This window comes from Sphingobium anseongense (assembly GCF_037725245.1).
Lineage (GTDB): Bacteria > Pseudomonadota > Alphaproteobacteria > Sphingomonadales > Sphingomonadaceae > Sphingobium.
The window spans coordinates 305366-329706 of sequence record NZ_JBBJUL010000003.1 but is presented as its reverse complement, the minus strand read 5'-3'; the positions used below and the strand labels follow the sequence as shown (position 1 = coordinate 329706).

Genomic DNA, 24341 nt, shown 5'->3' with positions numbered 1-24341 from the left:
ATGCGCCGCCCTATGTAATGCGTTACATTCTTGGGCGTGGCTGAGAATGCAAGTCTCTTAATCTTATCCCTGCACCTCATCTCCCGCCTCCCATTTGCTTCACAGCTGGACGGCTAAGCAGTTGCGCTGCGCGAACCGGTCCAAATGTAGAGAAGCGAAGCACAGTGCCCGCCGCCCTCAATGGCTTACTGACCATCTTCCACGCGGCGCGCCACGTCGGATATGTGGCTCTTCGGCACCTCAGCGCTCGTGATAAGATTGGCAAGCGGCTGGCCCAACCAGGCCAGCTTGTCGAGTTGGCGACCCGTCTGCTGATCGAGCCCAGCTTTGAAATAGACGCCGTCGACCACGCGCAATCCGACATGGCCCGGCGCTCGTAGTTCCATTTGCCCTTCAACACGCGGACATCCGAGAGAGCCAACTGATCATGTGTTAACTCCCCTTCTGACTGGCACAGACCCTTACCGCCTTATGAGACCAACGCCTGACGCCAACTGCCAACGTTGAAAAGCGGCGATGGCAAAGTTGACTATCGCGCCGGTGAGCCCAAAATACGCCTGGGGAGTATCAATACGGATGAGCAAGGAAACAAAGCCGACTTTACATGATGTCGGCGCGCTTGCGGGGGTTGCGGCGCGGACGGTTTCGCGCGTCGTCAATGGTGAGACCGGCGTGTCGGTCAAGACCAGGGAAAAGGTCGACAAGGCCATTGAGGCGCTGAAGTTTCGCCCGAACCTTGCCGCGAGAGCCTTGCGCAGCGACCGGTCATTTCTGGTCGCCATTCTGAACAATAACCCTTCACCGCATTATGTGGCCGATGTGGTGCGCGGGGTTTCGAGAGTCTGCCGCGAAACAGGCAATTTTCTCACGCTTGAGGAATTCACCCCTGCAGACAACAACATAGCCGAAAGCATAGCCGAACTGGTCGACAGCATCCGGCTTGCGGGGGCGATCCTTATCCCGCCACTGACCGATGACGCCGCCATTCTCGATCTCCTTGAGGCGCACGAAATACCCATGGTGCGCATGTCGCCGGCCAGTGACGCCGCGAGAACGGATGCAGTCTTTGCCCGCGATGGAGACGGAGTCCGGCAGCTGGTCAATCATCTCTACCAGCTGGGACACCGCAGGTTCGCAATTGTCGGCGGACCTTCCAGCCACAGATCCTCGCGTATTCGGATGGCAGCGTTCACCGGAGCGCTGACAGCTCTTGGCATAAGTCCGGCCACCGTCATCATCGAGCAGGGCGACTATACCTATGACTCGGGTGCCGAAGCGACCCGGCGGATTCTGTCGCTGCCCCATAAGATGCGGCCCTCCATCATTTGCGCGGCCAACGACGAGATGGCGGCCGGCGTGATCAGCGTACTCGGCGCGAGCGGCATAGCGGTGCCGGGCGAAATCGCGGTGACGGGCTTCGATGACAGCGAGATCGCCCGGCTGATCTGGCCGCCGCTGACCACGATCAGGCAATCGATCGTGGAACAGGCGGAGGCCGCCGCCCGGCTGCTTCTCGACCGGAGCAGCGTGAAGGACGGACCGCGACGCATCGAACAGGAGGTTGAACTCGTCATTCGCAAAAGCACCTCTCGGGACATATGAGGAGCGTCGCGACACGCAGCTCCTTGCGCGGGGTGGGGCAACCTATCTGGTCGGTTCTTGGCGAAGTATATTCGAGCAGCTTCAACACTGACAGAAGCGCCGTCGATGGGCACGCGAGAGCAGTTCAGGGTAGTCGGGCCTTAGATCGCTGACCGCCTCCGCTTACCCCCCTTAAAGCGTGCTTGATGCCGTACTGCCGCGTACCACGAGGTCATGTGGTAACGTTATAGCGGCCGCCCGTTCGACGGACCCTCCGTTCAAGATGGCCAGCAGCAGCTCGACAGCGGTGCTTCCAATCAGCTTCATCGGTTGGCGTATCGTCGTCAGCGGCGGATCCATGAACCGCGCGTAGCGAACGTCATCGAAGCCAATGATCGACAGGTCTTTGGGACACACAAGGCCAGCGGCCCTTGCAGCGGAAAGTGCCCCGACGGCCATCTCGTCACTGAAGCAAAAGATTCCGGTGGGACGATCGGCTGCCAATAGAAGTTGCGTCGTAAGGCGAGCGCCAGACTCAATCGTATAATCGCCATGGACAACGATCAGGTCACCCGACTGCTCTGCGGCTGCCCGGCGCACGCCGGCTAGCCGGTCACGCGTGATATGGCTGTCGCGCGGTCCAGCGACGATGCCAATGCGACGGTGCCCCATCGATAGGAGCAGCGCCACTGCCTCACTCGCAGCGCTCAAATTGTCGATGTGTACTCCCGCGACACCGTGTTTTGGTGAATAGTCACACCCGTTGACGATGGGCGCTGCCATATCTTTTTCCGCAACGATCCGAATCAAAGCAGCTGGCATGCGATGGCCCAGGAAGATCAGTCCGTCCGCCTCCTTGCGCAGCAGCATCGCGGCATATTGCGCCTCGCGTTCAGCATTGTCGTTCGTATCGCCAAGCAGCACGGCATAGCCAGCCGCTTGCGCCGTCTCCTCCGCGCCACGCAACACTTCGGAGAAAAAGGGGTTCGAGACATCGGGCACCATCACCACGATCTTCGACGTACGCAGCATGCGCAAATTTTTAGCGGCCGAATTCGGGGCGTAACCTAGTGCTTCAATTGCCTCACGCACCCGTGCGCGAGTAGGCGGTAGAACCTGCTCAGGATTACTGATTGCGCGCGAAACTGTGGCTGTCGATACTCCGGCGCGCGCCGCTACCATTTTGATTGTCGCCATCACCGATCCTCGTAGGCGTCCATTCCATACACAGGCCGCGATTGTTGGCGAGCCCAAACAGGCGCGGCGCACTGAAATGGCGTGCAAGGATCAGACAAAGAAGCTTGCATTCCAAGCGGCGCCCAAGCGCGTAACGCATTACATAAGAGAGGATGGACGGCGAAATGCCCCAGAGGAGTCGGCTGTTCAACGGCAGTTGCGCTGCAATCACGGCCCTCGCCTTCAACGCGCATGGCGTGCTCGATGGCGTCCCTCCGCCGGTGTTGTTAATGGGCTGTACCGGGATTGCGGGGGTCGGCTGTTCTGGCTAAGCTTCGCCAGCGGGATCGCGGTGACCCTAACGACCGCACGCAATCGCCAACTGCTGAGCAAGGCGCGACATGACACACGCGCGGGCCAAATGAAGCGCCGCGAACGGACCCGGCATCTGACCGAACTGGGCGGATTTGTCGTCAAGGCTGGCATCGTCGAGCTTGCCGGTGACGACCGTGCCGTGATCCTGGCGTTCATCAGTAAGGGCGGCCAGCTGTTCGCCGCAGCGCCCTTGCAATAGCGCGGATATCCAGAAAATGGCGTACCGGTTGCGGCGATCAGCCGGGCTTGACGGTGAAGACAGGATTGGGGATGCAAGCGATGATCGCGGCATCCCTTAGCTGGCAGATGCGATCAGTTGGCTGCCGCGACCCCGCCATCGACCATCAACTGGTGCAGTTCGCCGGCCTCGTACATTTCCATCATGATGTCGCTGCCGCCGACAAACTCGCCCTTTACATAGAGCTGCGGGATGGTCGGCCAGTCGGAAAATTCCTTGATCCCCTGGCGGATCCCCTGGTCCTGGAGCACGTCGACCGTTTCGTACGACACGCCCAGATGTTCGAGAATGGCGATGGCGCGGCTTGAAAATCCGCACTGGGGGAACAGCGGCGTCCCCTTCATGAACAACACCACGTCGCTGCCCGCGACGATATCGGCAATCCGCTGCTGCACGGGGTCGGTCATTGAATAGTCCATTCCTGTCAGGCGCGCGGCCTATGCCGCGCGGGGTGATATCGCTTTAGTTGGGAACCGCCGTAGTCAGTTGCAAGGCATGCAGCACGCCGCCCATCCGGCCGCCAAGCGCCGCATAGACAGCGCGCTGCTGCGCCACGCGGCTAAGTCCTCGGAAGCTTTCCGCAACGACGCGGGCGGCATAATGATCGCCGTCGCCGGCAAGATCGGTGATCTCAACCTGCGCGTCGGGAATCGCGGCGCGGATCATGTCGGCAATGTCGTCGGCGGCCATCGGCATGCAGGTGATCCTATTGTATCTCGATGAACTGGCGGCGGGCGGCGACCGCCTGTTCATCCAGCGCGGTACGGACGCCGCTTTCGTCAATATCGATCCCGGCCGATGTCATGTCGCCCAACACCTTGCGGATGACGTCTTCGTCCCCGGATTCCTCGAAATCCGCCTGCACCACCGCCTTGGCATAGGCATCGGTTTCCTCGGGCGTCAGGCCCATTTTCTCCGCCGCCCATTCGCCGAACAGGCGGTTGCGCCGGGCCTGGATACGGAACTGCATTTCCTGGTCGTGCGCGTACATATTTTCAAAAGCGCGTTCACGGTCGTCGAATGTGGTCATGCGTCAAAACCCTGCTGCAATCGGATCGATAATATCAAGATATGCGGTTCGTCGCGCTCACGCAACGGCGGGCACCAGCCAGGGGCGCTCGCCGGCAGTCCTGGCTTCATAAAGGTCGATCGCCCCCGCGCCATCGAGCGTCAGGCCGATCTCGTCCAATCCTCCCAGCAGGCAGGCTTTGCGGAACGGATCGATATCGAACGCGAAACGATCCTGGAACCGCGTCGTCACCATTTGTTGCTCCAGGTCGACATGAATGGGATCCGTCCGGGCGACCGCCATTAGTCGGTCGATCGCTTCCTGCGGCAGCACCACGGTCAATATGCCGTTCTTGAACGCGTTGCCGGAGAAAATGTCGGAAAAGCTGGGCGCGATAACCACCTTGACGCCCATGTCGGCCAATGCCCAGGCGGCATGTTCACGGCTGGAGCCGCAGCCAAAATTGTCGCCCGCGATAAGGAAGGGGCTGCCGGCATAGTCGGGATCGTCAAAGACGTTGCCCGGCTCCTTGCGCAACGCCTCGAATGCGCCCTTGCCAAGTCCCGTGCGGGAAATCGTCTTGAGCCAGTGGGACGGGATGATGATGTCGGTATCGACATTCTTCATGCCGAACGGATAAGCGCGGCCATCGACCGTAGTGACCTTGTCCATTCAGCCCACCGGCTGCATTTCGGTGGGCGCGTCGTTGGCCCGGCCAAGACCTGCCGCCATCATCGCGCTTGCCAGCGCGCCCAGCGCCAGCACCCAGAAAATCTTCTTCATGCGCCCAGTCCCTCTTTATGTTCCAGCAGCGTGCGCACGTCGGTCAGATGCCCGGTGATCGCCGCAGCCGCGGCCATCGCCGGCGACACCAGATGGGTGCGTGCGCCCGGACCCTGACGGCCCATGAAATTGCGATTGCTGGTCGAAGCGCAACGCTCGCCGGCGGGCACCTTGTCCGGGTTCATGCCCAGGCACGCCGAACAACCCGGTTCACGCCATTCGAAACCTGCATCCACGAACACCCGGTCCAGCCCTTCGGCCTCCGCCTGGCGCTTGACGAGGCCAGAGCCGGGCACGACCATCGCCTGCTTGATCCGCGGGTCGATTTGCCGCCCGTGCAACACGGCGGCGGCAGCGCGCAGATCCTCGATACGGCTGTTGGTGCAACTGCCGATGAAAATATGCTCGACCAGCACATCTTCCATCCGCTGACCGGGGACCAGGCCCATATAATCAAGCGACCTGGCGGCGGCGGCACGCTTGGACGCATCGGCAAAACTGTCGGGATCGGGCACTGCGCCGCCGATCGCGACCACGTCTTCGGGACTCGTGCCCCAGGTAACGGTCGGCCCGATGTCGGCAGCGTCGATGACGATCGACTGATCGAAGGCAGCGCCCTCGTCGGTTGCAAGCGTCTTCCAATAGGCGACGGCCGCATCCCATTCCGCGCCCTTGGGCGCCATCGGCCGCCCTTTGAGATAGGCAAATGTCTTGTCATCGGGAGCGAACAAGCCCGATCGCGCACCCGCCTCGATCGACATGTTGGCGACAGTCATGCGCCCTTCGACCGACATCGCCTCGAACACCGAACCACGATATTCCATGACATAGCCGGTGCCGCCAGCCGTCCCCAGCCGGCCGCAGATCGCCAGCGCGACATCCTTGGGCGTGACGCCGAAGCCCAGTTCGCCGTCGACCCGCACCTCCATCGTCCTGGACTGCTTGAGCAGCAGCGTCTGGGTGGCGAGCACATGCTCGACCTCGCTGGTGCCGATGCCGAAGGCCAGCGCGCCCAGCGCGCCATGGGTGCTGGTATGGCTGTCGCCGCAGACCAATGTGGTGCCGGGCAGCGTAAAGCCCTGTTCGGGCCCGATGACATGGACGATGCCCTGTTCGGGATCGGTCGCGCCGATCAGCCGGACGCCGAATTCGGGCGCGTTGCGCTCCAGCGCGGCGAGCTGCTGCGCGCTTTCCGGGTCCGCGATCGGTATGCGGTTGCCCGCAGCGTCGCGGCGCGGGGTCGTCGGCAGGTTATGATCGGGCACCGCCAGCGTCAGGTCGGGCCGGCGCACCTTGCGCCCGGCGAGGCGCAGCCCCTCGAACGCCTGAGGACTGGTCACTTCATGGACCAGGTGACGGTCAATATAGACGAGACAGGTGCCGTCGGGGCGACGCTCGACAACGTGCGCGTCCCATATCTTTTCGTAAAGCGTGCGAGCTGTGGTCATGATCCTCGTCCCCTACCCCTGTAATCATCAGGGTTAAAGAGGAAGCGGCAAAAAAAGCGAACCCGATCAGTCGGCGATCAGGTCGAGATAGGCCACGACGTCATTGTCGGTGGCGATGAACAGGCCGTCCTGCACGTCTTCGGGTTGCTGCGCGGCGATCCGCATCGCCTGATCGAAGGAGCCATAATAGAGCGTCGACGCCGCCCCGCCGTCGGGTCCATCGCTCAGATGATAGAGGCGAACGGTGGCTGTGTCATAGGTGGAGCGCATTGGGGGAAGCCTATTGCATGCTGTCGCCCATCCATCAACGCCGGTCGGACGGCTTGATCCCGCTCGCCAGCCTGTTCGCGCCGATCCTGACCGCGTCGTCGGTGAAATTGGCGACGAACGTACTGCTGCGCGACAGGCCCGGAACGAACGCGGCGCTGTTGTTGGCGATGGTCAGGCCCGCGCTCGTCCGTTCGCGTCCCTCGGGCGCGATGGTGATGAAGGCGCTGTAATTGTCCTTGTCGCGGCCCTGCACCATTTCGTTGCCGCTTATCGTTCCCGTCGATCCGTTGGACAGGTCGATCATATAGTTGGTGACGTGGCCGGCACTGTCGTCGAAGCTGTTGTCGGTGATGCTGACCCGCGCCGAACGCGTCTTGATATAATGGCCGCCTGTCCCTTGATCAAAGCGCGAGCGCGTGACTGTCAGGCTGCCATAGCGGCCGATATAGATGCCGTGCGCGCAATCGTCGCCGCAATAGCCGAGCTTGCGGAAGGTCGACCGGTCGATCGTAACCGCGCCCGAGGCGTCGTTGCCGGCCAATATGCCGTTTTCGCTGCTGCGAAAAAGGCTGTTGGTGATGGTGAGGTTGCCGGTTTCGAGACGAATGCCAGCGCCATTGCCGTCTGGCACGCGATAATTCTGGAACACGACGCCGTCGATCGTGGCGCTGCGTCCGCGCAGGACCAGGCCTGCCTTCTCCTCGCAAGCGACCCCATCGAAGATCGCCGTACCCGGCGTCTGCGCGCGCAAGCTGAGGTCGCCCGCTTCCTGCACCGCGCATTGCCGATAGGTGCCCGGCGCGATGACGATGGTGCCGCGCCCGCCACCGATCGCCCCGATCGCTTCGGACAGGGAGCCATAGGCCCGGCCGGTTTCCGCGACGGTGAAGGGCTGACCGCCGCCCTGCGCAAAGGCACTGGCGGTAATGGCGGCGGACAGAAGGATGGCGGTGGACAGGATGCGCATGGCGGCAAGGATAGGCGCGGGCAGCGCGCCGACCAAGGCGGAAACGGGGTTAACGCCGCCCTGCCCCGCTATGGGACAGAGTGGCGGGCAAAGGTTTACGGGGCGGTTCAGGGTCACAGCGGCGCCACAGCGGCGAAGTTCACACCATGAGAGGGGCATTGCGGGCAAAAGGGCGCGTGAAGCGACGGTGAAGTCCCCGCGACGCGATGGTGACGCGGCTGCCGAGTTACAGCGACGCGACAGGAACGCTATTATGGCGCGCCACCCACGCATCGGCGACGCACCGCCTGGGTTACAGGGGGAACGGGCGTTGCGGCGAGGGGATCGGGGGCGAAAGGATCGGCCAGACTTTGCGCATGGAGCGCCAGCGCGCGATCCCAGGTCCGGTCGAACGGCGTGCCCGCCAGCCGCCGCCGCAACCGATGCGCACTGGCCCGCGACATACCCGCAGCCCGAGCGGCCTGCGTGACATTGCCGGTAGCGAGCAAGACGGTGAGAAAGAGGCGCTGCCTGTCCGGCGTCCAGCGGGCGCGGTCGGCGGGCGGTGGCGCGGGCGGAGGGGATGTGGGGTGCTGGTCCATCCATGAGGATAGACCAGAAGATTTCCTACATTGGAAGGGGGATTTGGGGTGGGCAACGGACCGGGCGGTTTCGGATTGCGATCCGGGATTGCTGCCCAACTTGCAGCGTTAATGCGTCGGGAGAGGCCCCATCCGCCAATTGTGCGCCGGCCCGGGGTTGGCGGCACAATGTCCTCTATCCAGACTCGAGGATGATGATTTTGAGGTAAATTGAACGGCCTTTCTGAAGCATTCCTGCGCAGAATCGTCTTCGGCATTTCCCGCCGCCGCATACCAATTCTTAAACATTTCGGCCTACGCTGCCTTATTTCAGGAATGGCCAATGACATTCTTCAGCGATTTTCTTCGGCACAAGCCCCGCCTTGCGTCTGTCCAGCCGATTGATGGATCCGTGTATCGCGTGCTTGCCGAGCAGGCGTCCGATGTACTCGCCCACTTTGGACCCGACGGGATGGTAACGTACGTATCGCCCTCGGTGGAGCGCATGCTGGGCTACAAGCCGGAGCAGGTCGTCGGCACTGACATGGTGTGGCTCGTTCCCGAAGAGGACAGACCTGCACTGGCCCAAGCGTTATCGGATCATCGGAGCGGGCAAACGGTGCGGCTCCGTCACCAGACGCGTTTGCTGTGCGCCGATGGAACTTCAATCTGGGTCGAGGGCAACTCCGTTCTGTCCGAGGACGGCACGGGATCGACCATCCTCGTCCTGCGCGACATCACCGATCTGAAACATTTGGAGGAGAGATTAGCCGCACTTGCCCTGGAGGACGGTCTGACGGGGCTGGCAAACCGGCGATCATTCGACCAGACGCTCGATCTCGAATGGCGCAAGGCAGTGCGCGAGATGTCTCAACTTTCATTGCTGCTCCTGGATCTGGACCATTTCAAGCAGTTTAACGACGAATATGGACATCAGGCAGGCGATGATTGCCTGCGCAGCGTGGCGGCTGCTACCCGTTCCGCGCTTACCCGCCCCGGTGACATTGCCTGCCGCTATGGCGGCGAAGAGTTCGCCGTGATTTTGAGCGGAACGAGCGCGGACGGCGCGACGGAAATTGCCGGCCGGATCGGACGCGCGATCGAGGCTTTGCAGATACCGCATCTTGGAAACTCCGCCGCGCCGGTCGTGACCGCCAGCATTGGAATTGCCACTGCTCTTGCCCGCGTGGGAGGGACGATGCGCATGCCAGAAGGACTTTTACAAGCCGCCGACCACGCCCTCTATCGGGCTAAAAGCGAAGGGCGCAACCGCTTCTCCAAATCGCTTGTGTTTGCGCCCGGCGTAGAGTGAGACGTGCACCGCGAGGTCTGTGCTCGCTGGCTAGAATGTAGTAGGACAACGGAGAGGCTATCCGTCGATCTCGCTAGCTATTGCAGTGGTTCTGCGACTGCCCTGACGAACGGCAGGTTTTCGGACGGGACCGTTGACGCCTGAACGACCGGCATTGGTCGTTCATCGCGAGTCCCCTTTCGTCATGCCGGGCTTGACCGGGCATCCCGCTTTCTTCTGCTTCCTCGCGCAAAAAGCGGGACCCCGGATCAAGTCCGGGGTGACGGTGGGAAGGGGACGGTGGGCGCCCTGCCCGCCTCAATCCAGATTGGGCCGCAGGTAGCGCTCGGCTGTCTCCAGATCGATGCCGCGTCGCTGCGCATAGTCCTCCAGCTGATCGCGACCGACCCGCGCCACGCCGAAATATTCCGCCTGCGGGTGGCCGAAATAGAAGCCGCTGACCGCCGCGGTCGGCAGCATCGCGAAATTTTCGGTGAGCGTGATGCCGGTCGCGTGGTGGGCGTCGAGCATCTTGAACAGGATCGGTTTCAAGCTGTGTTCGGGACAGGCGGGATAGCCCGGCGCCGGACGAATGCCGCGATATTGTTCCTTGATCAGAGCTTCGTTGGTCAGCTGCTCGCCCTCGGCATAGCCCCAGAGCGCGGTGCGGACATAGTGATGGAGGCGTTCGGCGAAGGCTTCGGCGAGGCGATCGGCCAGCGCCTTCAGAAGTATGTCCGAATAGTCATCGATCGCGTTCTTGAAGCGGGCGAGATGCGGTTCGATGCCGTGGAGCGATACAGCGAAGCCGCCGATCCAGTCGCCGTCATGGCTGATGAAATCGGCGAGGCACATGTTCGCGCGGCCTTCGCGCTTCTGGATCTGCTGGCGCAGCATCGGCAGGGTATAGTGCTTCTCATCCTCGACATGGACGATGATGTCGTCGCCTTCGCGGCGGCAGGGCCACAGGCCGGCAACGCCACGCGCGGTCAGCCATTTTTCGTTGATGATGCGGTCGAGCATCGCCTGTGCGTCGGCGAACAGGCTGCGCGCGCTTTCGCCCACGACCTTGTCCTCCAGGATGGCGGGATAATTGCCCGCCAGTTCCCATGCGCGGAAAAAGGGCGTCCAGTCGATATAGTCGCGCAGGTCCTTGAGATCCCAGTCGGGGAAGCAATGCACGCCGGGCAGGCGCGGGCGCGGGGCCTTGAGGCTCTCGTCGATCTCGAAGGCGTTGGCGCGGGCATCCTCCAGGCTGACCAGCGCGCTCTGCCCCTTGTTGGCGCGAGTGACGCGGACATGCTCATAGTCATCCTTGGTCTTTTGCACGAAATCGGTCTTCTGCGTCTCGCTGACCAGCGCCGTCGCCACACCCACGGCGCGGCTGGCATCCAGCACATGCACGACCGGCCCGGCAAAGGCCGGGTCGATGCGCAGCGCGGTATGGACCTTCGACGTGGTCGCGCCGCCGATGAGGAGCGGCATGGTCATGTTCGCGCGCTGCATTTCGGCGGCCACCGTCACCATCTCGTCCAGCGACGGCGTGATAAGGCCCGACAGGCCGATCATGTCGGCGTCATTCTCGTTCGCCGCCTTGATGATGTCCTGCCACGACACCATCACGCCCATGTCGATCACCTCGAACCCGTTGCACTGGAGCACGACGCCGACGATGTTCTTGCCGATATCATGCACGTCGCCCTTGACGGTCGCCATGATGATCTTGCCCTTGCCCTTGGCGCCTGGTTCTTTCGCCGCCTCGATGAAGGGCAGCAGATGGGCCACCGCCTTTTTCATCACGCGGGCGGACTTGACCACCTGGGGCAGGAACATCTTGCCCGCCCCGAACAGGTCGCCGACCACGTTCATGCCGTCCATCAGCGGCCCTTCGATCACATGGATCGGCTTGTCGGCGGTCAGGCGCGCTTCCTCGGTATCCTCCACCACATAGATGTCGATGCCCTTGACCAGCGCATGTTCCAGACGCTTGGCCACCGGCCAGCCGCGCCATTCCTGCGCCGCCTTTTCGGTCGCGGCGTCGGTGCCGCGATAGCTTTCGGCCAGCGTGACGAGACGCTCGCCGGCCTGCGGATCGCTGTTGAGCAGCACGTCCTCGCATGCCTGGCGCAGCGCCGGGTCGATCGCATCATAGACGTCCAGTTGCCCGGCGTTGACGATGGCCATGTCTAATCCGGCAGGGATCGCGTGGTACAGGAACACCGAATGCATCGCGCGGCGCACGGGCTCGTTGCCGCGGAAGGAAAAGCTGAAGTTCGACAGGCCGCCCGAAATATGAACGTGCGGGCAGCGCTGCTTGATTTCCTTGCAGGCCTCGATGAAGTCGACGCCGTAATTGTCATGCTCTTCGATGCCCGTCGCGACAGCGAAAATATTGGGATCGAAAATGATGTCCTCGGGCGGGAAACCGATGGACATCAGCAACTTGTAGGCGCGCTCGCAAATCTCGACCTTGCGCTCCTTGGTGTCGGCCTGCCCCGTCTCGTCGAAGGCCATGATGACCGCCGCCGCGCCATAGGCCATGCATTTGCGGGCGTGGTACAGAAAGGCCTCCTCGCCTTCCTTCATGCTGATCGAATTGACGATCGGCTTGCCCGACACGCATTTGAGGCCCGCTTCGATCACGTCCCATTTCGAGCTGTCGATCATCACCGGCACGCGGCTGATGTCCGGCTCCGACGTCATGAGCTTGAGGAAGGTGGTCATCGCCTCGACCGCGTCGAGCAGCCCTTCGTCCATATTGACGTCGACGATCTGCGCGCCATTTTCCACCTGCTCGCGCGCGATCTCGATCGCGGCGGCATAGTCGCCCGCCATGATCAGCTTCTTGAACTTGGCGGAGCCGGTGACGTTGGTGCGCTCGCCGATGTTGACGAAATTGGCGCCGGTGGACGTGGGCGTGCTGGTGGTCATTTTTGCATTCGTCACCCCAGCGAAGGCTGGGGTCTCCCCGTGTTGAAGTGCGCCCCAAGAGGCACGAGATCCCGGCCTGCGCCGGGATGACGTTGTCGACTACGCCGCGATGTGCATCGGTTCGAGGCCCGCGAGCCTCGTCATGACCGGCAATTCGGGCACCGCCCTTGGCTTTGCCCCCGCCAGCGCCCTGGCCACCGCGCCGATATGGTCCGGCGTCGTGCCGCAGCAGCCGCCGACCATGTTGACCAGCCCTTCGTCCACCCACTGGCGGATCAGGCTCGCCGTCGTTTCGGGCAACTCGTCATACTGCCCCAGCTCGTTGGGCAGCCCGGCATTGGGATAGGCCAGGATCAGCGTGTCGGCGTTCTTGGACAGTTCGCTCAAGTAAGGCCGCAACAGGTCAGCCCCGAACGCGCAGTTCACGCCGATGGTCAGCGGCTTCAAATGGCGCAGCGAATACCAGAAGGCATTGACCGTATGCCCCGACAGATTGCGGCCCGACATGTCGGTGATGGTGAAACTGAGCATCAGCGGCACCGAGCGGCCCGACGCTTCCTCCGCCTCGCGCGCGGCCATGCCCGCCGCCTTGGCATTGAGCGTATCGAAGCAGGTTTCGACCAGCAGGAAATCCACGCCGCCCTCGATCAGCGCATCGCACTGTTCGCGATAATGGCCCTTGAGCGTGTCGTAGTCGACTTCGCGAAAGGCCGGATCATTGACGTCGGGCGAGATCGACAGCGTCTTGTTGGTCGGCCCGATCGACCCGGCGACGAAGCGCGGGCGACCATCGCGGGCCGTCGCGGCTTCACAGCATCGGCGCGCGATCCGCGCCGCCGCGATGTTGAGGTCGCGTACCAGATGCTCGCAGCCATAATCGGCCATCGCGATCCGGGTGGAACTGAACGTGTTGGTTTCGATCATGTCCGCACCGGCATCGAGATAGGCGGTGTGGATCGCCTCGACAATGTCGGGCCGGGTCAGGCAAAGCAGGTCGTTATTGCCCTTCTGGTCCTTTGGCAGGTCGAGATCGCCGCGATAATCGGCCTCCGACAATCCATATTTCTGGATCGACGTGCCATAGCCGCCGTCGAACACCATGATCTTTTCGGCGGCGACCTTGCGGAACTGTTCTTCGGCGGTCATGCGGTTTTCTCCGGTTCGGCCGCGCGCACCTGCGGTCGCAGCCCCAACAGATGGCAGATCGCATAGCTCAGTTCCGCGCGGTTGAGCGTGTAGAAATGAAAGTCCCGCACCCCGCCCATATAGAGGTTGCGGCACAGTTCCGCCGCCAGCGTCGCCGATACGAGCTGACGCGCGGCGGGATGATCGTCCAGCCCATCGAACAGGCGGCCCATCCAGCTGGGCACCGTGGTATTGCACATCGCGGACATGCGCTGGACGGCGGCGAAATTGCTGACCGGCATGATGCCCGGCACGATGTCGGCGCTTATGCCGGCCGCCGCCACGGTGTCACGGAAGCGGAAATAGGCATCGGGCGTGAAGAAGAACTGGGTGATCGCGCGGGTCGCGCCCGCATCCAGCTTACGCTTGAGATTGTCGATGTCGCTTTGCGGGCTGGCGGCGTCCGGGTGAGTTTCGGGATAGGCGGCGACCGAAATTTCAAACGGATGCCGCTTGAGCAGGCCTTCGACCAGTTCGGCCGCGCCCCGATAGCCTTGCGGATGCGGGGCGAATGCCGTTCCCGCCTCGGGCGGGTCACCGCGCAGCGCGACGATATGCCGCACACCGGCGTCCCAATAGGCATCGGCAACCTCGTCGATTTCGGCCTTGCTGGCCGCGACGCAGGTCAGGTGCGCGGCTGCGGCGAGCGGCGTTTCCCGCGCGATCCGCGCCACCGTATTATGGGTGCGTTCACGGGTCGATCCGCCCGCGCCATAGGTGACCGACACGAATTTGGGCGCCAGCGGCGTCAGCGTTTCGATCGCCGACCACAGTTGCGCTTCCATCTTCTCGCTCTTGGGCGGGAAGAATTCGAAACTGACATTGAGGTCGCCGGCAAGATCCGCATAAAGCGGTGCCTGTTCGGCGGATGGAGTCGTCATGATGCCTTGCGTCCTTCGATGGGCACGACCCGCGCGTCCGCGCGCCGCCGCCCCAGCCATAATTTCACCGTCAGTTCCTGGCCGGGCAGCGTCTCCACCCGTTCAAGCGCGAGTCCGGCCGCGCCAAACCAGCCTTCGATCTGGTCGTCCGAAAAGCCCAGCCGCGCATGTTGGTCGCGCAGCCGCAGCTCTTCGCGCTGGTGCGGCGCAAAGTCCACGATCAGGACGCGACCGTCCGACGCACAGGCGCGCGCGGCCTCCGCGATGACCTGTTCGGGCGCCTGCGCATAATGGAGCACCTGATGCAGCACAACCGTGTCGGCAGCTCCCGCTTCCACGGGCAGGTCCATGAAATCGCCGATCACCAGCGCATAGCGGTCCCCCGCATCGTCGGGCAGCTTGGCCCGGGCGAGTCGAAGCATGTCCGGGCTGCGATCGATAGCGGTGACGCACAGCGCCTGCGCACCGAAGAGTTCGACCACGCGCCCGGTCCCGGTGCCGATGTCGAGCAGCCGCCCGATCGGATCGCCATTCAGCATCGCGCGCATCGCCGCCTCTACTTCCGCCTCGGCAACGTGCAGCGACCGGATCGCATCCCAATGTTCGGCATGATCGGCAAAATAGGCATCCGCCGCTCGCGCCCGGTCATCGCGCACCGCCGCCAGCCGGGCAAGATCGGCCGCCTGCCACAGAGCGTCGTTTTCCGATAGCGCCAGCCGATCGAACAGGGCCAGCAGCGCCATGGCAGCATCACCCCGTCCGATGCGCAGAAATACCCAATTGCCCTCCTTGCGCCGCTCGACCAGGCCCGCTTCCGCCAGGATGCGAACATGGCGGGACACGCGCGGCTGGCTCTGTCCGACCACCTGGGCAATTTCGCCCACGGCCAGTTCCATCGCCCGCAACAAACAGAAGATGCGCAGTCGCGTTGCGTCTCCCAACGCCCGGAAAATGTCCAATGCTGCGCTCATTCCCGCATAATATAAAGTTTTCTTTATATACGTCAAGTTGCATATCCGGCTGCGATTGGCCCGTAAATGCAGGAATGGGATTGCCTTGATCAGGCCAAAGCATTACGAATCAGGGCCGCAGGCGGAATGGAGGGCGAATTTTTCTCCGAGAGTTGTCTGCGCTATTTTATTCTCTGAGGGGGGTTCTCCATGACCAAGTCCATTGCTCTTTCGCTCGTTCTCGCCGCTTCGCTCGGCCTGGCCGCTTGCACGGGCGGCGCTGAAAATGCCGCGAACGAAGCTGCAAACTCGGCCGAAAACGCTGCTAACGCCGCTGACAACGCGATGAACGCGGCGATGAATGCTGCTGAAAACGCCGGCAACGCTGCTGAAAACGTCGCTAACAACGCTGCGAACGCGATGTAAATCTTCGGTCGATCATTCGACTGCGAAACAGGGCCGCTCCGGGAACGGGGCGGCCTTTTTGCTGGGCCATGAGGACAGGAACGGGCGATGACGAAGCTAGCGGCAAGAATCATGACCCTGGCCGCTGTGGCATGGCTGGCGGGCTGCGATTCTGAACCTGCCGACGGGGTGGGGGGCGTGAGCGCCAGCGAGGCGAGCGCCCTGAACGACGCGGCGTCCATGCTGGATACGCGCGCGGACGAGGCCTTGCCTGTCGACGGATCGGTCAACCCGGCCGCCAGCGCTGCTGCGCGCGCCGATCGCCATCGCGCGAATCAGACCGGCGGCGGCCAATAAAAAGACCACCCCGTCGCCGGGGTGGCCCCTGATACCATTCGTCAGCCAGCCGATCAGCAGTTGCGATCGATGGCCCGGCCGGCGAGCGCGCCTACGCCCGCGCCGACAATCGCGCCGGTCGTGCCGTCACCGCGACGACCGTAGCGTCCCGAACCCTTGCCGATCTCATTGCCCAGCAGGCCACCGGCTATCGCACCGATGATGGTGCCGCCCGTGCCGTTGTCCCGGCAACGATAGCCGCCACGATAGCTGTTGCGATAATAACGGTCACCGCCGCGATAATAGCCATTGTTGCGATAATAGCGATCACCGCGATAGCCACGGTCACCGCGATAGCCACGATAATCGCCGCGATCGTAACCCCGATCATAGCCACGGTGATAGCCGTCGCGTGCCATTGCCGGGGTAGCCGTGGCGGCCAGGGATGCGATACCCATTGCAAGGGCTGCACCCATATTGATCAGGAACTTGGTTTTCATGGCGGCGCTCCTCACAGTTGCACTATCAGATCATATCGCTCGACGGATATCCATCGATTGCACCCTATATGCCCGAGTCGCATTGACCTGATCCTGAATATGGGTGTCAGCCGCCGTTCAGTTTTTGCCTCGCTCGCGTGGAGGGGGGTGTCAGCGCGTCGTGAATAGCCTATTGCCCAGCGCCGATGCGCCGCGTCCTCACCATCCTTGCTCTTGCCGTCGCACTGCTGCCCGCGCCCGACAAGCATAAGCCCCTGGCCGTTCGCCCCGGCACCCTGCTGGTCGCGGCCCGACCGTTGCCGCTGCGCGCCAGCGGACCCGCGCTGCGCCGCGTGGGCGCGCTGACCTATCTTGGCGGCTGGGAACTGCGAAGCGACAACCGCGCCTTTGGCGGCCTGTCGGCGCTGCTGGTCGACAGTGGCGATCGGGTCATGGCGCTGAGCGATTCGGGCATGTTGATGGGCTTTGGCTTGCGTCAGGGGGATCTGCGCCGCGCCTTCATCGCGCCGCTGCCGATCCGGCCGGACGAGCGCGACAAACAATGGTGGTGGTGGGATTCGGAAAGCCTGACGCATGATCCGATGACCGATCGCTACTGGGTCGGCTTTGAGTTGCAGCAGCGCATCTGCCGCTATGCCCCCGGTTTTGCCCGCGTCGAGGCCTGCCGTGTGTGGCCGCAGGTCAAGGCCTGGCCGAAGACGGGGTCGATCGAATCACTTGTCCGCCTGCCGGACGGCCGCTTCCTCGCGATCGCCGAAATGGCGATGACCCGACAGGGCGCGCATCAGGCGCTGCTGTTCCCCGGCGATCCGGCCGAAGCGTCGACCGCCGCCCCGATCCCGCTGGGCTATGTTCCGCCGCAGGGCTATCGGCCCACCGATGCGGTTGCGCTGGACGAGCGCCATGTGCTGGTGCTCAACCGCCGCCTGACTTTGTCGGAGCTGTTCACGGCGACCATCGCCATCGTTGCGCTGCCCGAGCGGCCGGAGGCGGGCGACCGGCTGTTGACGAGGACTCTCGCCCGGCTCGCGCCGCCGCTGCTGGCCGATAATTTCGAAGGGATTGCACTGGGCCGAGAGTCGAACGGGCAGCGCACGCTCTGGATCATATCCGACGATAACCACGAATTTTTCCAGCGAACGCTGCTGCTCAAATTCGCGCTGGATGATGACCTGATCGAATGACGCAAAAAAGCGGCCCGTTTCCGAGCCGCTCCTTGTAAATCTCACCCGATGGCGCGACTCAGGCGGCGACGGTCGCCGACTGCTTCTTGCGGATGTCGCGCTTGAGGCGACGCGCCTTGAGCGACAGCTTGTCGTCGTCGGTCTTGAGCAGCCAGTTGTCGAGGCCGCCATTATGCTCGACCGAGCGCAGGCCATGGGTCGACACGCGCAGCTTAACGCCGGTTTCCAGCGCCTCGGACATCAGCGTGACATTCTGCAGATTGGGCAGGAACACCCGCTTGGTCTTGTTATTGGCGTGGGACACATTGTGACCCACCTGGCGGCCCTTGCCGGTCAGTTCGCAGATGCGCGACATATCAATCAACCTTGTATTTCGGGTTCGGTCGGAAAGCGGCGCGGATAGCGGCAAAGCCACCGTCCGTCAACCCGCGCTGCTCCGCCGACCACGGGAAATCGGTGCGCAAGCGCAACCATTTCCGCGCAGGCTCGTTCTGCTACCAGCTTTCTAACCCGGAGGACATCATGCTGAAGTTCGTGAGCGGCCTTCTGGTCGTCCTGCTCATCCTCATTGCGGGCGCGCTGGCCCTCGGCCTCGTCCAGTTGCGCGGCGGCAGCCTGCCCGAGGTCGCGATCAAGCGAGGCTCGCTGCCCGAAGCCGATGTCGCCAGAATAGAGGTGGGCACCCGCAACGAAACCGTCGAAGTGCCGACAGTGGACGTACGCAAGCCCTGAACAGGCGGGCTTGTGCCTTTCGTCGCGCTCGCCGCTCGTGTAGGCGCGATGGCGATGGCCAGCCCCTTTCCCCTGCCCGATCCGATGCGTCGCGCGCTAGACCTGGCGCGCGAGGCGGCCATCGCCGGCGAAGTACCGATCGGCGCGGTGGTGACGCGGGACGGACACGTCATCGGCGAGGGCGAGAATCGCAACCGGCGCGACAGCGACCCCACGGCACATGCCGAGATCGTTGCGATTCGCGCTGCCGCCCGGCACCTGTCCGACTTCCGGCTGACCGGCTGTGATCTTTGGGTGACGCTGGAGCCGTGCGCCATGTGTGCGGGGGCCATTTCCCATGCCCGGATCGCGCGTGTCTATTATGCGCTGTCCGATCCCAAGGGCGGTGGCATCGAACAGGGCGCGCGAGTCTTTGCCCGGCCGCAATGCCTGCACCGTCCGGAAATCTATGGCGGCATTGCCGAAGTGGAAGCGTCAGCGCTGCTCCGCGACTTTTTCGCCGCGCGGCGCTGAATATTCGATTCGATACAGCTGGTAGGGCAGCGTCAGCCCGGTATTCAGGCGGACAGGCTTCAGCCAGTCGGGCACCTGGCCGCGCATCAGCGCCGCATACAGGCCGCCGGGGCTGCGAGACTGGTAGATCGTGCCCTCGGGGAAATCGGGACAGATCAGCAGCAGCGTCGCGCCATGCCGCGCGGCCACCGCGCGGAAGCCGTCCGCGGGGCCGTCGAACGCCTTGTGGATGTCCAGAATGGCCTTGCCGTTGCGATGATAGGGACCGGCGATCGCGCGATGATGCGTGGTCGCGATCAGGCGCGGCCCCAGATCCACCATCGTGAAGATGGTCGCGGGCGGCAGCTGGTCCAGAACGGCCAGCGCAGGCAGGGTGCGACAGCGGCCATTGGCCTTGCGGATCGCTTCGCGACGGCTGGTGACGGCGGGCTTGGCGGGCGCGACCGGCGCGCCGCCGATCCGCGCCACCAGTCGGCTGGCCGGGGGATAGAGCGGATAAGCGCACAATATCACGATCGCCAGCAGCGCGGCCGTGATCCCCGCCGGGCGGCCACGCAGGGCCGCGACGATCGCCCGATGCACCGCGAAGGCGGCGGCGGGAATGGCCAGCAGCTGCGCCGCCGGCCCTGCCCGCAACTGCCAGAACAGCAGCGCCGTCGCAAAGAGCATCATCAGCCCCACCGTCGCCCACGCCCACAGCATCTCGCTGTCGCGCCGCGCGCGCCACAGCCCCCAGACCAGGCCCGCCAGCCCGGCGACCGGCAGCGCCATCAGCGGCACCACCAGGCTCCGCGCCTGCGCGGTGATCGACTTGGCCTCGCGGATATTGGCGAGCCACAGGCGCTGCAACTCGGGGGATATCTGATAGGGGGTCAGGCATTGCGGCCAGTTGAGCCAGAAGAATGCGGCGACGGCACCACCGACGAGCACGCCCGCGCCCAATCGCGCCGGCCAGCGGCGCAACGGCAACAGCGCCAGCAGCACCATGCCGGCGGAGGCCGCCGAAAACACCGCGACCCAGACCGGCGAGAGCGCATCGCATACCGGCAGGCGATTGGCGTTGCTGGCGAACAGGACGAACAGCAGCGCGCTCGCACCGCCCAGGCTGATCGCATAGGGCAGCATTCGCCGCGCAGCGCCTTCCTTGAACACCCAGCGCAGCGCGACCAGCGCGCCGGCGGCGGCAAGATAGACAATCATTTCCATGCCGATCGCCACCGATAGCGCGCTCGACACGCCGGCGATCACGCCGCCGCGCAGCCAGTTGCGATCGACCAGCCCCGCCAGCATCGTCACCGTCAGCGCAAGCTGCCAGCCATGGTGGTCGATCCGCATCGGCGCGAACATGCCAAGGCCCATCTGCGCCGCGAGCGGCGCGGCCGCCGCCACGATCCAGCCGTGCGGTCCCGCGAGCCGCCGGCCGACAAAGCCCAGGCCCAACATCAGCAGCAACAGCGGCAGCAGCGGCGCGATGCCGCAGGCGAGGCGATCGGCGAGGCCCGTTTCGGCGAAGGCGCGGAAGAACAGCATCAATCCGGCGAGCGGCAGGTCGACGAGGCGCGACCAGTGGATGTCCGCGCCGCCCGGCGGATCGAGCCGATATTGCCGCAGGTCGAACCAGCCCTGCCCCGCCAGCCAGTCCCGGACCTGAAGATAGCGCATATTGTCGTCGGTGTCCGACAGCACGAACCATTCGACCGACGGCCAGCGCGCGGTCAGGAGCCAGGCGGCGGTGGCGATCCAGAACAGGAAGATCAGCCATTTCCAGTGGCGGTCCGCAAAGACCGACTGTTCATGGAAGGCGCGTAGTGCCCGATCGCGCAAGGCATCCCTTTTCAAGTCCATGACCCGCCCCTAAACGAGCGGGGGCAAAGCGCAACGGGGGCAACGACCATCATCGGCACAGTTTCATCCGAACGCCGTGCATTGTTCTGGCAGATCGTCCGCTACGGAGTGACGGGCCTTACCGTCACCGCGTGCCAGGCCGCGATCTACTGGAGCCTGGCCGCGATCGTGAGAATTCATCCCCAGATCGCCAATTTCGCCGGCTATCTCGCGGCCGTCGCGCTGGGCTATGTGCTGCACAACGCCTTCACCTTTCGCGGTCACCGGGCGAGCGACGGACATGGCGCGCGGGGCTTTCGCTTCGTCCTGGTGTCGCTGGTCAGCTATGCGCTGAACGCGCTGTGGGTCGGGCTGACGGTGACCTGGATGGGGTGGCCCGAATGGTCGCCCATCCCGGCGATGCTGTTCGTGACGCCGGCGGCGGTGTTCGTGCTGCAACGGCAATGGGTGTTCAGGTGAAGCTTAACTTCGCACTTTTCACGCTCGTTCGATTGTTTAACATCACGCCTTCGACATAAAATTACGCTTCCCGCTATCGGCTGCTGCCGGTCTAGCAGCGTCCCTGTGTGTAGACAGCGGCAGGCGCATTCACGGGCGCGTTCAATCGTCCCCGATCGCGCCGAGCGGGAAATAGGATCGCCAGGGCCGCGCCTCATCCATCGCCCGCGCGAAGGAGGGCCGCGCCATCAGGCGTCGGCGATAGGCGTGCAGGTCGCCCAGCGCCGCCGGGATGGCGTGGGTCCAGTGCGCGTAGAAGAGGTGCGGCGCGGCGGAACAGTCGGCGAGCGTGAAAGCGTCCCCCGCCGCCCATGACCGCCCGGCCATATGCGCGTTGGCCCACAGATACGCCTTTTCCAGCATCGCGTGGGCATCGGCGACGCCCGCCGCGTCCTTGCACCCTTCAGGCCGCAGGGCGTCGAAGACGATCTTCTGTTGCGGGGTCGCGACATAATTGTCGAAGAAGCGGTCGAGCATCCGCACGTCGAGCGCGGCGGCGGGATCGTCAGGAAGCAACCGGACCGGTCCCGGACGATGGATATGCAGATGCTCGACGATGATGCTCGCTTCCACCACGGTGCGACCGGCATCGACCAGAACCGGGAATTTGCCGATCGGCCAGAGCGCCGCCAGGCGCGCGCCATTGCCTGGAGCGTCGGGCGAGAGCATTCGAAAGTCGAAGGCGACGTCGTTTTCGTACAGCGCGACAAGCGCCTTTTGACAATAGGACGAGAAGGGGTGGCCGAACAGCTCCATCGCCCTGCCGCTGGCGATCAGTGGACGAAGCGGGCGACCACGTCGCGATAGGAGCGGCTGACCTTCACCTGGGCGCCGCTTTCGAGCACCAGGAAACATTCGCCGTTGGTGTGGGGCTTGACCTGCCGGACCTGGCTGAGGTTGACGATGGTCGAGCGATGGACCCGCTGGAAATTGCGCGGATCGAGGCGCTTTTCGAGATCCTTCATGGTTTCGCGCAGGATCAGCGAATTATCGGCGGTATAGATGCACATGTAATCGCCCGCCGCGTCGATCCGTTCGATCGAATCGACGTCGACCCGGAAAATCTGGCCGCGATCCTTGATATTGATGAGCTTTTCGAAGCGGTTCGACGCCGGCTGGTCATCGTCCGAGACGAAATCGCTCATCGCCTGCGGAGCGACCTCGGCCAGCACTTCGCGCAGCCGCTCGGCCTCCTGCACCTGCTTCTTTTCCGACAGCCGCAGACGCACCCGGTCTAGCGCGTCGGCAAGGCGATCCTCGTCCACGGGCTTGAGCAGATAGTCGACCGCCTGCGCTTCGAACGCGCGGATCGCATGATCCATATAGGCGGTGACGAAGATGAACAGCGGCGGCTCGATCTCCATCATCCCCTGCACGACCGAAAAGCCGTCAAAGCCGGGCATCTGGATGTCGAGGAACACAAGATCGGGCTTGTGCGTCTTGACCGCGCGGATAGCTTCGCGGCCGTTGGTGCAGATTTCGACGATCTCCACATCCTCATGACGTTCGAGACGAAGCATAAGTCCCTGCGTGGCAAGGCTTTCGTCATCGACGAGGATCGTTCTTATGGTCATGCGGCGACTTTCGCTGGTTCATCGATGTTGAGCGGCATTTCGATCGTGACCGAAAAGCCGCCGGGCGTGGAACGCGCATCGAAGCTTTGACGTTCCCCGAAGGCCTGAAACAGCCTGTCGCGAATGTTCGCCAGCCCCACGCCCGTGCTCACGCTGTCAGGGTTGGTCGGCCTAACGCCCGCATCATTCAATCCCGGCCCGGTGTCCGATACGATGATCCGGACATTTTCACCGGCAGGCTGCGCCACGACCATGATTTCCGCGCCATCCTCCTTGGGCGTCACCGCATATTTGATGGCATTTTCGACCAGCGGTTGCAGCAGCAACGAGGGCAGTCGCGCCTTCGCCACCGCCGGGTCGATGGTGAAGACCGGACGCAACCGATCCTCGAACCGCATCTTTTCGATATCCAGATAGAGTTTGAGCGTCTCGATCTCCTGTTCGATCGTCACCTGCGCCGTCGGCTCGTTGATGAGGGTATAGCGCAGGAAGGATGACAGGCGCGAGAGCATCTGGTTCGCCCGGTCGGTCTGCTTGAGCAGCACCAGCGTCGAAATGCTGTTGAGCGTGTTGAACAGGAAATGGGGATTGAGCTGATAGCGCAGCATCGCCAGCTGCGCGCTCGACGCCTGATTTTCCAGGCGCAGCAACTGGTCGGCCTGTTCCTCCACCGTCAGGTAGAAATTGATCGCATAATAGAGCGCCGACCATGCGCCAAGCAGCGTCATGTTGAGGTAGAAAGCGCCCAGGAACAGTTGCAGCCCGACCATTTCGTTCGACCGGTTCTGGGTGGAGAACACCCAGGCGTCGATGAAGGCGCACAACCCCGCCGCGACCATCACCATCACGATCGACACGCCCCAGGTGACGAGCGGCTGTTGCTTGAGCAGCCAGCGGAACATGACCGCGAGCAACAGCGTCACAGAATAGCCGGTGACCGTGGAAATCAGGACCGGGATGAGCGACGAGAGCGGCTGGCCGTTGGCGATGGTCGACGATCCGCGCAACAGGAAGGCGCCGGCCCAGCCGAGCGACTGCAAATTCCAGAAGGCGCGATTCTTGTCCGCGAAAAAAGGCTGCGGCTGGAAGGGATTGGCGGCCATCGTCTT

At 63.4% G+C, this 24341-nt stretch carries 29 protein-coding genes; 9 read left to right on the top strand and 20 right to left on the bottom strand.

Features of this window, described 5'->3' with window-relative positions:
- Positions 1-185: 185 nt before the first annotated feature.
- Complete coding sequence (locus WG908_RS06180) at positions 186-350, bottom strand: hypothetical protein (RefSeq protein WP_340185689.1); 165 nt, start codon at positions 348-350, stop codon at positions 186-188.
- 175 nt (positions 351-525) lie between these two features.
- On the opposite strand from WG908_RS06180, the gene WG908_RS06175 reads away from it, so the two are divergent.
- Positions 526-1602, top strand: coding sequence for a LacI family DNA-binding transcriptional regulator (locus WG908_RS06175; RefSeq protein ID WP_340185688.1), 1077 nt, complete (start codon positions 526-528; stop codon positions 1600-1602).
- A gap of 171 nt (positions 1603-1773) precedes the next feature.
- Here WG908_RS06175 and WG908_RS06170 read toward each other — a convergent pair whose 3' ends face one another.
- Positions 1774-2778, bottom strand: a complete 1005-nt coding sequence (locus WG908_RS06170) for a LacI family DNA-binding transcriptional regulator (protein ID WP_340185687.1) — start codon at positions 2776-2778, stop codon at positions 1774-1776.
- A 400-nt stretch (positions 2779-3178) separates the two neighbouring features.
- Here WG908_RS06170 and WG908_RS06165 point away from each other — a divergent pair, with 400 nt between their 5' ends.
- Positions 3179-3331, top strand: coding sequence for a conjugal transfer protein TraD (locus WG908_RS06165; protein WP_340185686.1), 153 nt, complete (start codon positions 3179-3181; stop codon positions 3329-3331).
- Between the two features lie 113 nt (positions 3332-3444).
- Here the strand turns inward: WG908_RS06165 and grxD are convergent, their stop codons facing one another.
- The 8 genes from grxD to WG908_RS06125 all read right to left on the bottom strand — a co-directional run bounded on the left by grxD (position 3445) and on the right by WG908_RS06125 (position 8428).
- Complete coding sequence (gene grxD, locus WG908_RS06160; protein ID WP_340185685.1) at positions 3445-3777, bottom strand: Grx4 family monothiol glutaredoxin; 333 nt, start codon at positions 3775-3777, stop codon at positions 3445-3447.
- Positions 3778-3832: 55 nt separating this feature from the next.
- Entirely contained in the window at positions 3833-4066 is a 234-nt protein-coding gene (locus WG908_RS06155; protein ID WP_340185684.1) for a BolA/IbaG family iron-sulfur metabolism protein, read from the bottom strand.
- Positions 4067-4076: 10 nt separating this feature from the next.
- Positions 4077-4400 carry a DUF1476 domain-containing protein gene (locus tag WG908_RS06150; protein WP_340185683.1) on the bottom strand — a complete coding sequence of 108 codons (324 nt, stop codon included), beginning with the start codon at positions 4398-4400 and terminating at the stop codon, positions 4077-4079.
- A 57-nt stretch (positions 4401-4457) separates the two neighbouring features.
- Positions 4458-5051 carry a 3-isopropylmalate dehydratase small subunit gene (leuD, locus tag WG908_RS06145; RefSeq protein ID WP_340185682.1) on the bottom strand — a complete coding sequence of 198 codons (594 nt, stop codon included), beginning with the start codon at positions 5049-5051 and terminating at the stop codon, positions 4458-4460.
- 107 nt (positions 5052-5158) lie between these two features.
- A complete protein-coding gene (gene leuC, locus WG908_RS06140) occupies positions 5159-6610 on the bottom strand; it encodes a 3-isopropylmalate dehydratase large subunit (protein ID WP_340185681.1) in 1452 nt (483 codons plus the stop codon).
- A gap of 66 nt (positions 6611-6676) precedes the next feature.
- Entirely contained in the window at positions 6677-6880 is a 204-nt protein-coding gene (locus tag WG908_RS06135; RefSeq protein ID WP_340185680.1) for a hypothetical protein, read from the bottom strand.
- A gap of 34 nt (positions 6881-6914) precedes the next feature.
- Positions 6915-7847 (bottom strand): right-handed parallel beta-helix repeat-containing protein, encoded by a 933-nt coding sequence (locus tag WG908_RS06130; RefSeq protein ID WP_340185744.1) that lies wholly within the window; start codon positions 7845-7847, stop codon positions 6915-6917.
- A gap of 251 nt (positions 7848-8098) precedes the next feature.
- Positions 8099-8428, bottom strand: coding sequence for a terminase small subunit (locus WG908_RS06125; protein WP_340185679.1), 330 nt, complete (start codon positions 8426-8428; stop codon positions 8099-8101).
- Positions 8429-8750: 322 nt separating this feature from the next.
- Between WG908_RS06125 and WG908_RS06120 the strand changes: the two genes are divergently transcribed.
- The gene (locus WG908_RS06120; protein ID WP_340185678.1) at positions 8751-9719 is read left to right on the top strand and encodes a sensor domain-containing diguanylate cyclase; all 969 of its coding nucleotides are present in this window, start codon (positions 8751-8753) and stop codon (positions 9717-9719) included.
- 297 nt (positions 9720-10016) lie between these two features.
- On the opposite strand, the gene metH is transcribed toward WG908_RS06120, so the two are convergent.
- The 4 genes from metH to WG908_RS06100 all read right to left on the bottom strand — a co-directional run bounded on the left by metH (position 10017) and on the right by WG908_RS06100 (position 15666).
- Positions 10017-12644: a methionine synthase gene (gene metH / locus WG908_RS06115; RefSeq protein ID WP_340185677.1), complete on the bottom strand. Its 2628-nt coding sequence runs from the start codon at positions 12642-12644 to the stop codon at positions 10017-10019.
- Between the two features lie 84 nt (positions 12645-12728).
- Positions 12729-13775 (bottom strand): homocysteine S-methyltransferase family protein, encoded by a 1047-nt coding sequence (locus tag WG908_RS06110; RefSeq protein WP_340185676.1) that lies wholly within the window; start codon positions 13773-13775, stop codon positions 12729-12731.
- Positions 13772-14695 carry a methylenetetrahydrofolate reductase gene (metF, locus tag WG908_RS06105; RefSeq protein ID WP_340185675.1) on the bottom strand — a complete coding sequence of 308 codons (924 nt, stop codon included), beginning with the start codon at positions 14693-14695 and terminating at the stop codon, positions 13772-13774. Before metF ends, WG908_RS06110 begins: the two co-directional genes overlap by 4 nt.
- Positions 14692-15666, bottom strand: coding sequence for an ArsR/SmtB family transcription factor (locus tag WG908_RS06100; RefSeq protein WP_340185674.1), 975 nt, complete (start codon positions 15664-15666; stop codon positions 14692-14694). The genes metF and WG908_RS06100 overlap by 4 nt, the downstream gene beginning before the upstream one ends.
- Before the next feature lie 189 nt (positions 15667-15855).
- Between WG908_RS06100 and WG908_RS06095 the strand changes: the two genes are divergently transcribed.
- Together WG908_RS06095 and WG908_RS06090 are read left to right on the top strand one after the other, a co-directional pair.
- Positions 15856-16071, top strand: coding sequence for a circumsporozoite protein (locus WG908_RS06095; RefSeq protein ID WP_340185673.1), 216 nt, complete (start codon positions 15856-15858; stop codon positions 16069-16071).
- Positions 16072-16182: 111 nt separating this feature from the next.
- Positions 16183-16407, top strand: a complete 225-nt coding sequence (locus WG908_RS06090; protein WP_340185672.1) for a hypothetical protein — start codon at positions 16183-16185, stop codon at positions 16405-16407.
- A gap of 53 nt (positions 16408-16460) precedes the next feature.
- Here WG908_RS06090 and WG908_RS06085 read toward each other — a convergent pair whose 3' ends face one another.
- Positions 16461-16886 carry a glycine zipper 2TM domain-containing protein gene (locus tag WG908_RS06085; protein ID WP_340185671.1) on the bottom strand — a complete coding sequence of 142 codons (426 nt, stop codon included), beginning with the start codon at positions 16884-16886 and terminating at the stop codon, positions 16461-16463.
- Between the two features lie 185 nt (positions 16887-17071).
- Here WG908_RS06085 and WG908_RS06080 point away from each other — a divergent pair, with 185 nt between their 5' ends.
- Positions 17072-18070, top strand: coding sequence for an esterase-like activity of phytase family protein (locus WG908_RS06080; RefSeq protein ID WP_340185670.1), 999 nt, complete (start codon positions 17072-17074; stop codon positions 18068-18070).
- Between the two features lie 58 nt (positions 18071-18128).
- Here the strand turns inward: WG908_RS06080 and rpmB are convergent, their stop codons facing one another.
- A complete protein-coding gene (gene rpmB / locus WG908_RS06075) occupies positions 18129-18425 on the bottom strand; it encodes a 50S ribosomal protein L28 (RefSeq protein ID WP_340185669.1) in 297 nt (98 codons plus the stop codon).
- Between the two features lie 167 nt (positions 18426-18592).
- Between rpmB and WG908_RS06070 the strand changes: the two genes are divergently transcribed.
- On the top strand, positions 18593-18802 hold the full coding sequence (locus WG908_RS06070; protein WP_445326670.1) for a hypothetical protein: 210 nt from the start codon (positions 18593-18595) through the stop codon (positions 18800-18802).
- Positions 18803-18856: 54 nt separating this feature from the next.
- The gene (locus WG908_RS06065) at positions 18857-19315 is read left to right on the top strand and encodes a nucleoside deaminase (protein ID WP_340185742.1); all 459 of its coding nucleotides are present in this window, start codon (positions 18857-18859) and stop codon (positions 19313-19315) included.
- On the opposite strand, the gene WG908_RS06060 is transcribed toward WG908_RS06065, so the two are convergent.
- Positions 19277-21160 (bottom strand): hypothetical protein, encoded by a 1884-nt coding sequence (locus WG908_RS06060; RefSeq protein ID WP_340185668.1) that lies wholly within the window; start codon positions 21158-21160, stop codon positions 19277-19279. The genes WG908_RS06065 and WG908_RS06060 overlap by 39 nt on opposite strands.
- 81 nt (positions 21161-21241) lie before the next feature.
- Here WG908_RS06060 and WG908_RS06055 point away from each other — a divergent pair, with 81 nt between their 5' ends.
- A complete protein-coding gene (locus WG908_RS06055; protein ID WP_340185667.1) occupies positions 21242-21619 on the top strand; it encodes a GtrA family protein in 378 nt (125 codons plus the stop codon).
- A gap of 141 nt (positions 21620-21760) precedes the next feature.
- Here the strand turns inward: WG908_RS06055 and WG908_RS06050 are convergent, their stop codons facing one another.
- From WG908_RS06050 to WG908_RS06040, 3 genes are read right to left on the bottom strand one after another with little or no spacing between them, the layout of a single operon-like run.
- Positions 21761-22414: a glutathione S-transferase family protein gene (locus tag WG908_RS06050; RefSeq protein ID WP_340185666.1), complete on the bottom strand. Its 654-nt coding sequence runs from the start codon at positions 22412-22414 to the stop codon at positions 21761-21763.
- A gap of 17 nt (positions 22415-22431) precedes the next feature.
- The gene (locus WG908_RS06045) at positions 22432-23232 is read right to left on the bottom strand and encodes a LytR/AlgR family response regulator transcription factor (RefSeq protein WP_340185665.1); all 801 of its coding nucleotides are present in this window, start codon (positions 23230-23232) and stop codon (positions 22432-22434) included.
- Positions 23229-24335, bottom strand: coding sequence for a sensor histidine kinase (locus tag WG908_RS06040; protein ID WP_340185664.1), 1107 nt, complete (start codon positions 24333-24335; stop codon positions 23229-23231). The genes WG908_RS06045 and WG908_RS06040 overlap by 4 nt, the downstream gene beginning before the upstream one ends.
- Positions 24336-24341 lie beyond the last annotated feature (6 nt).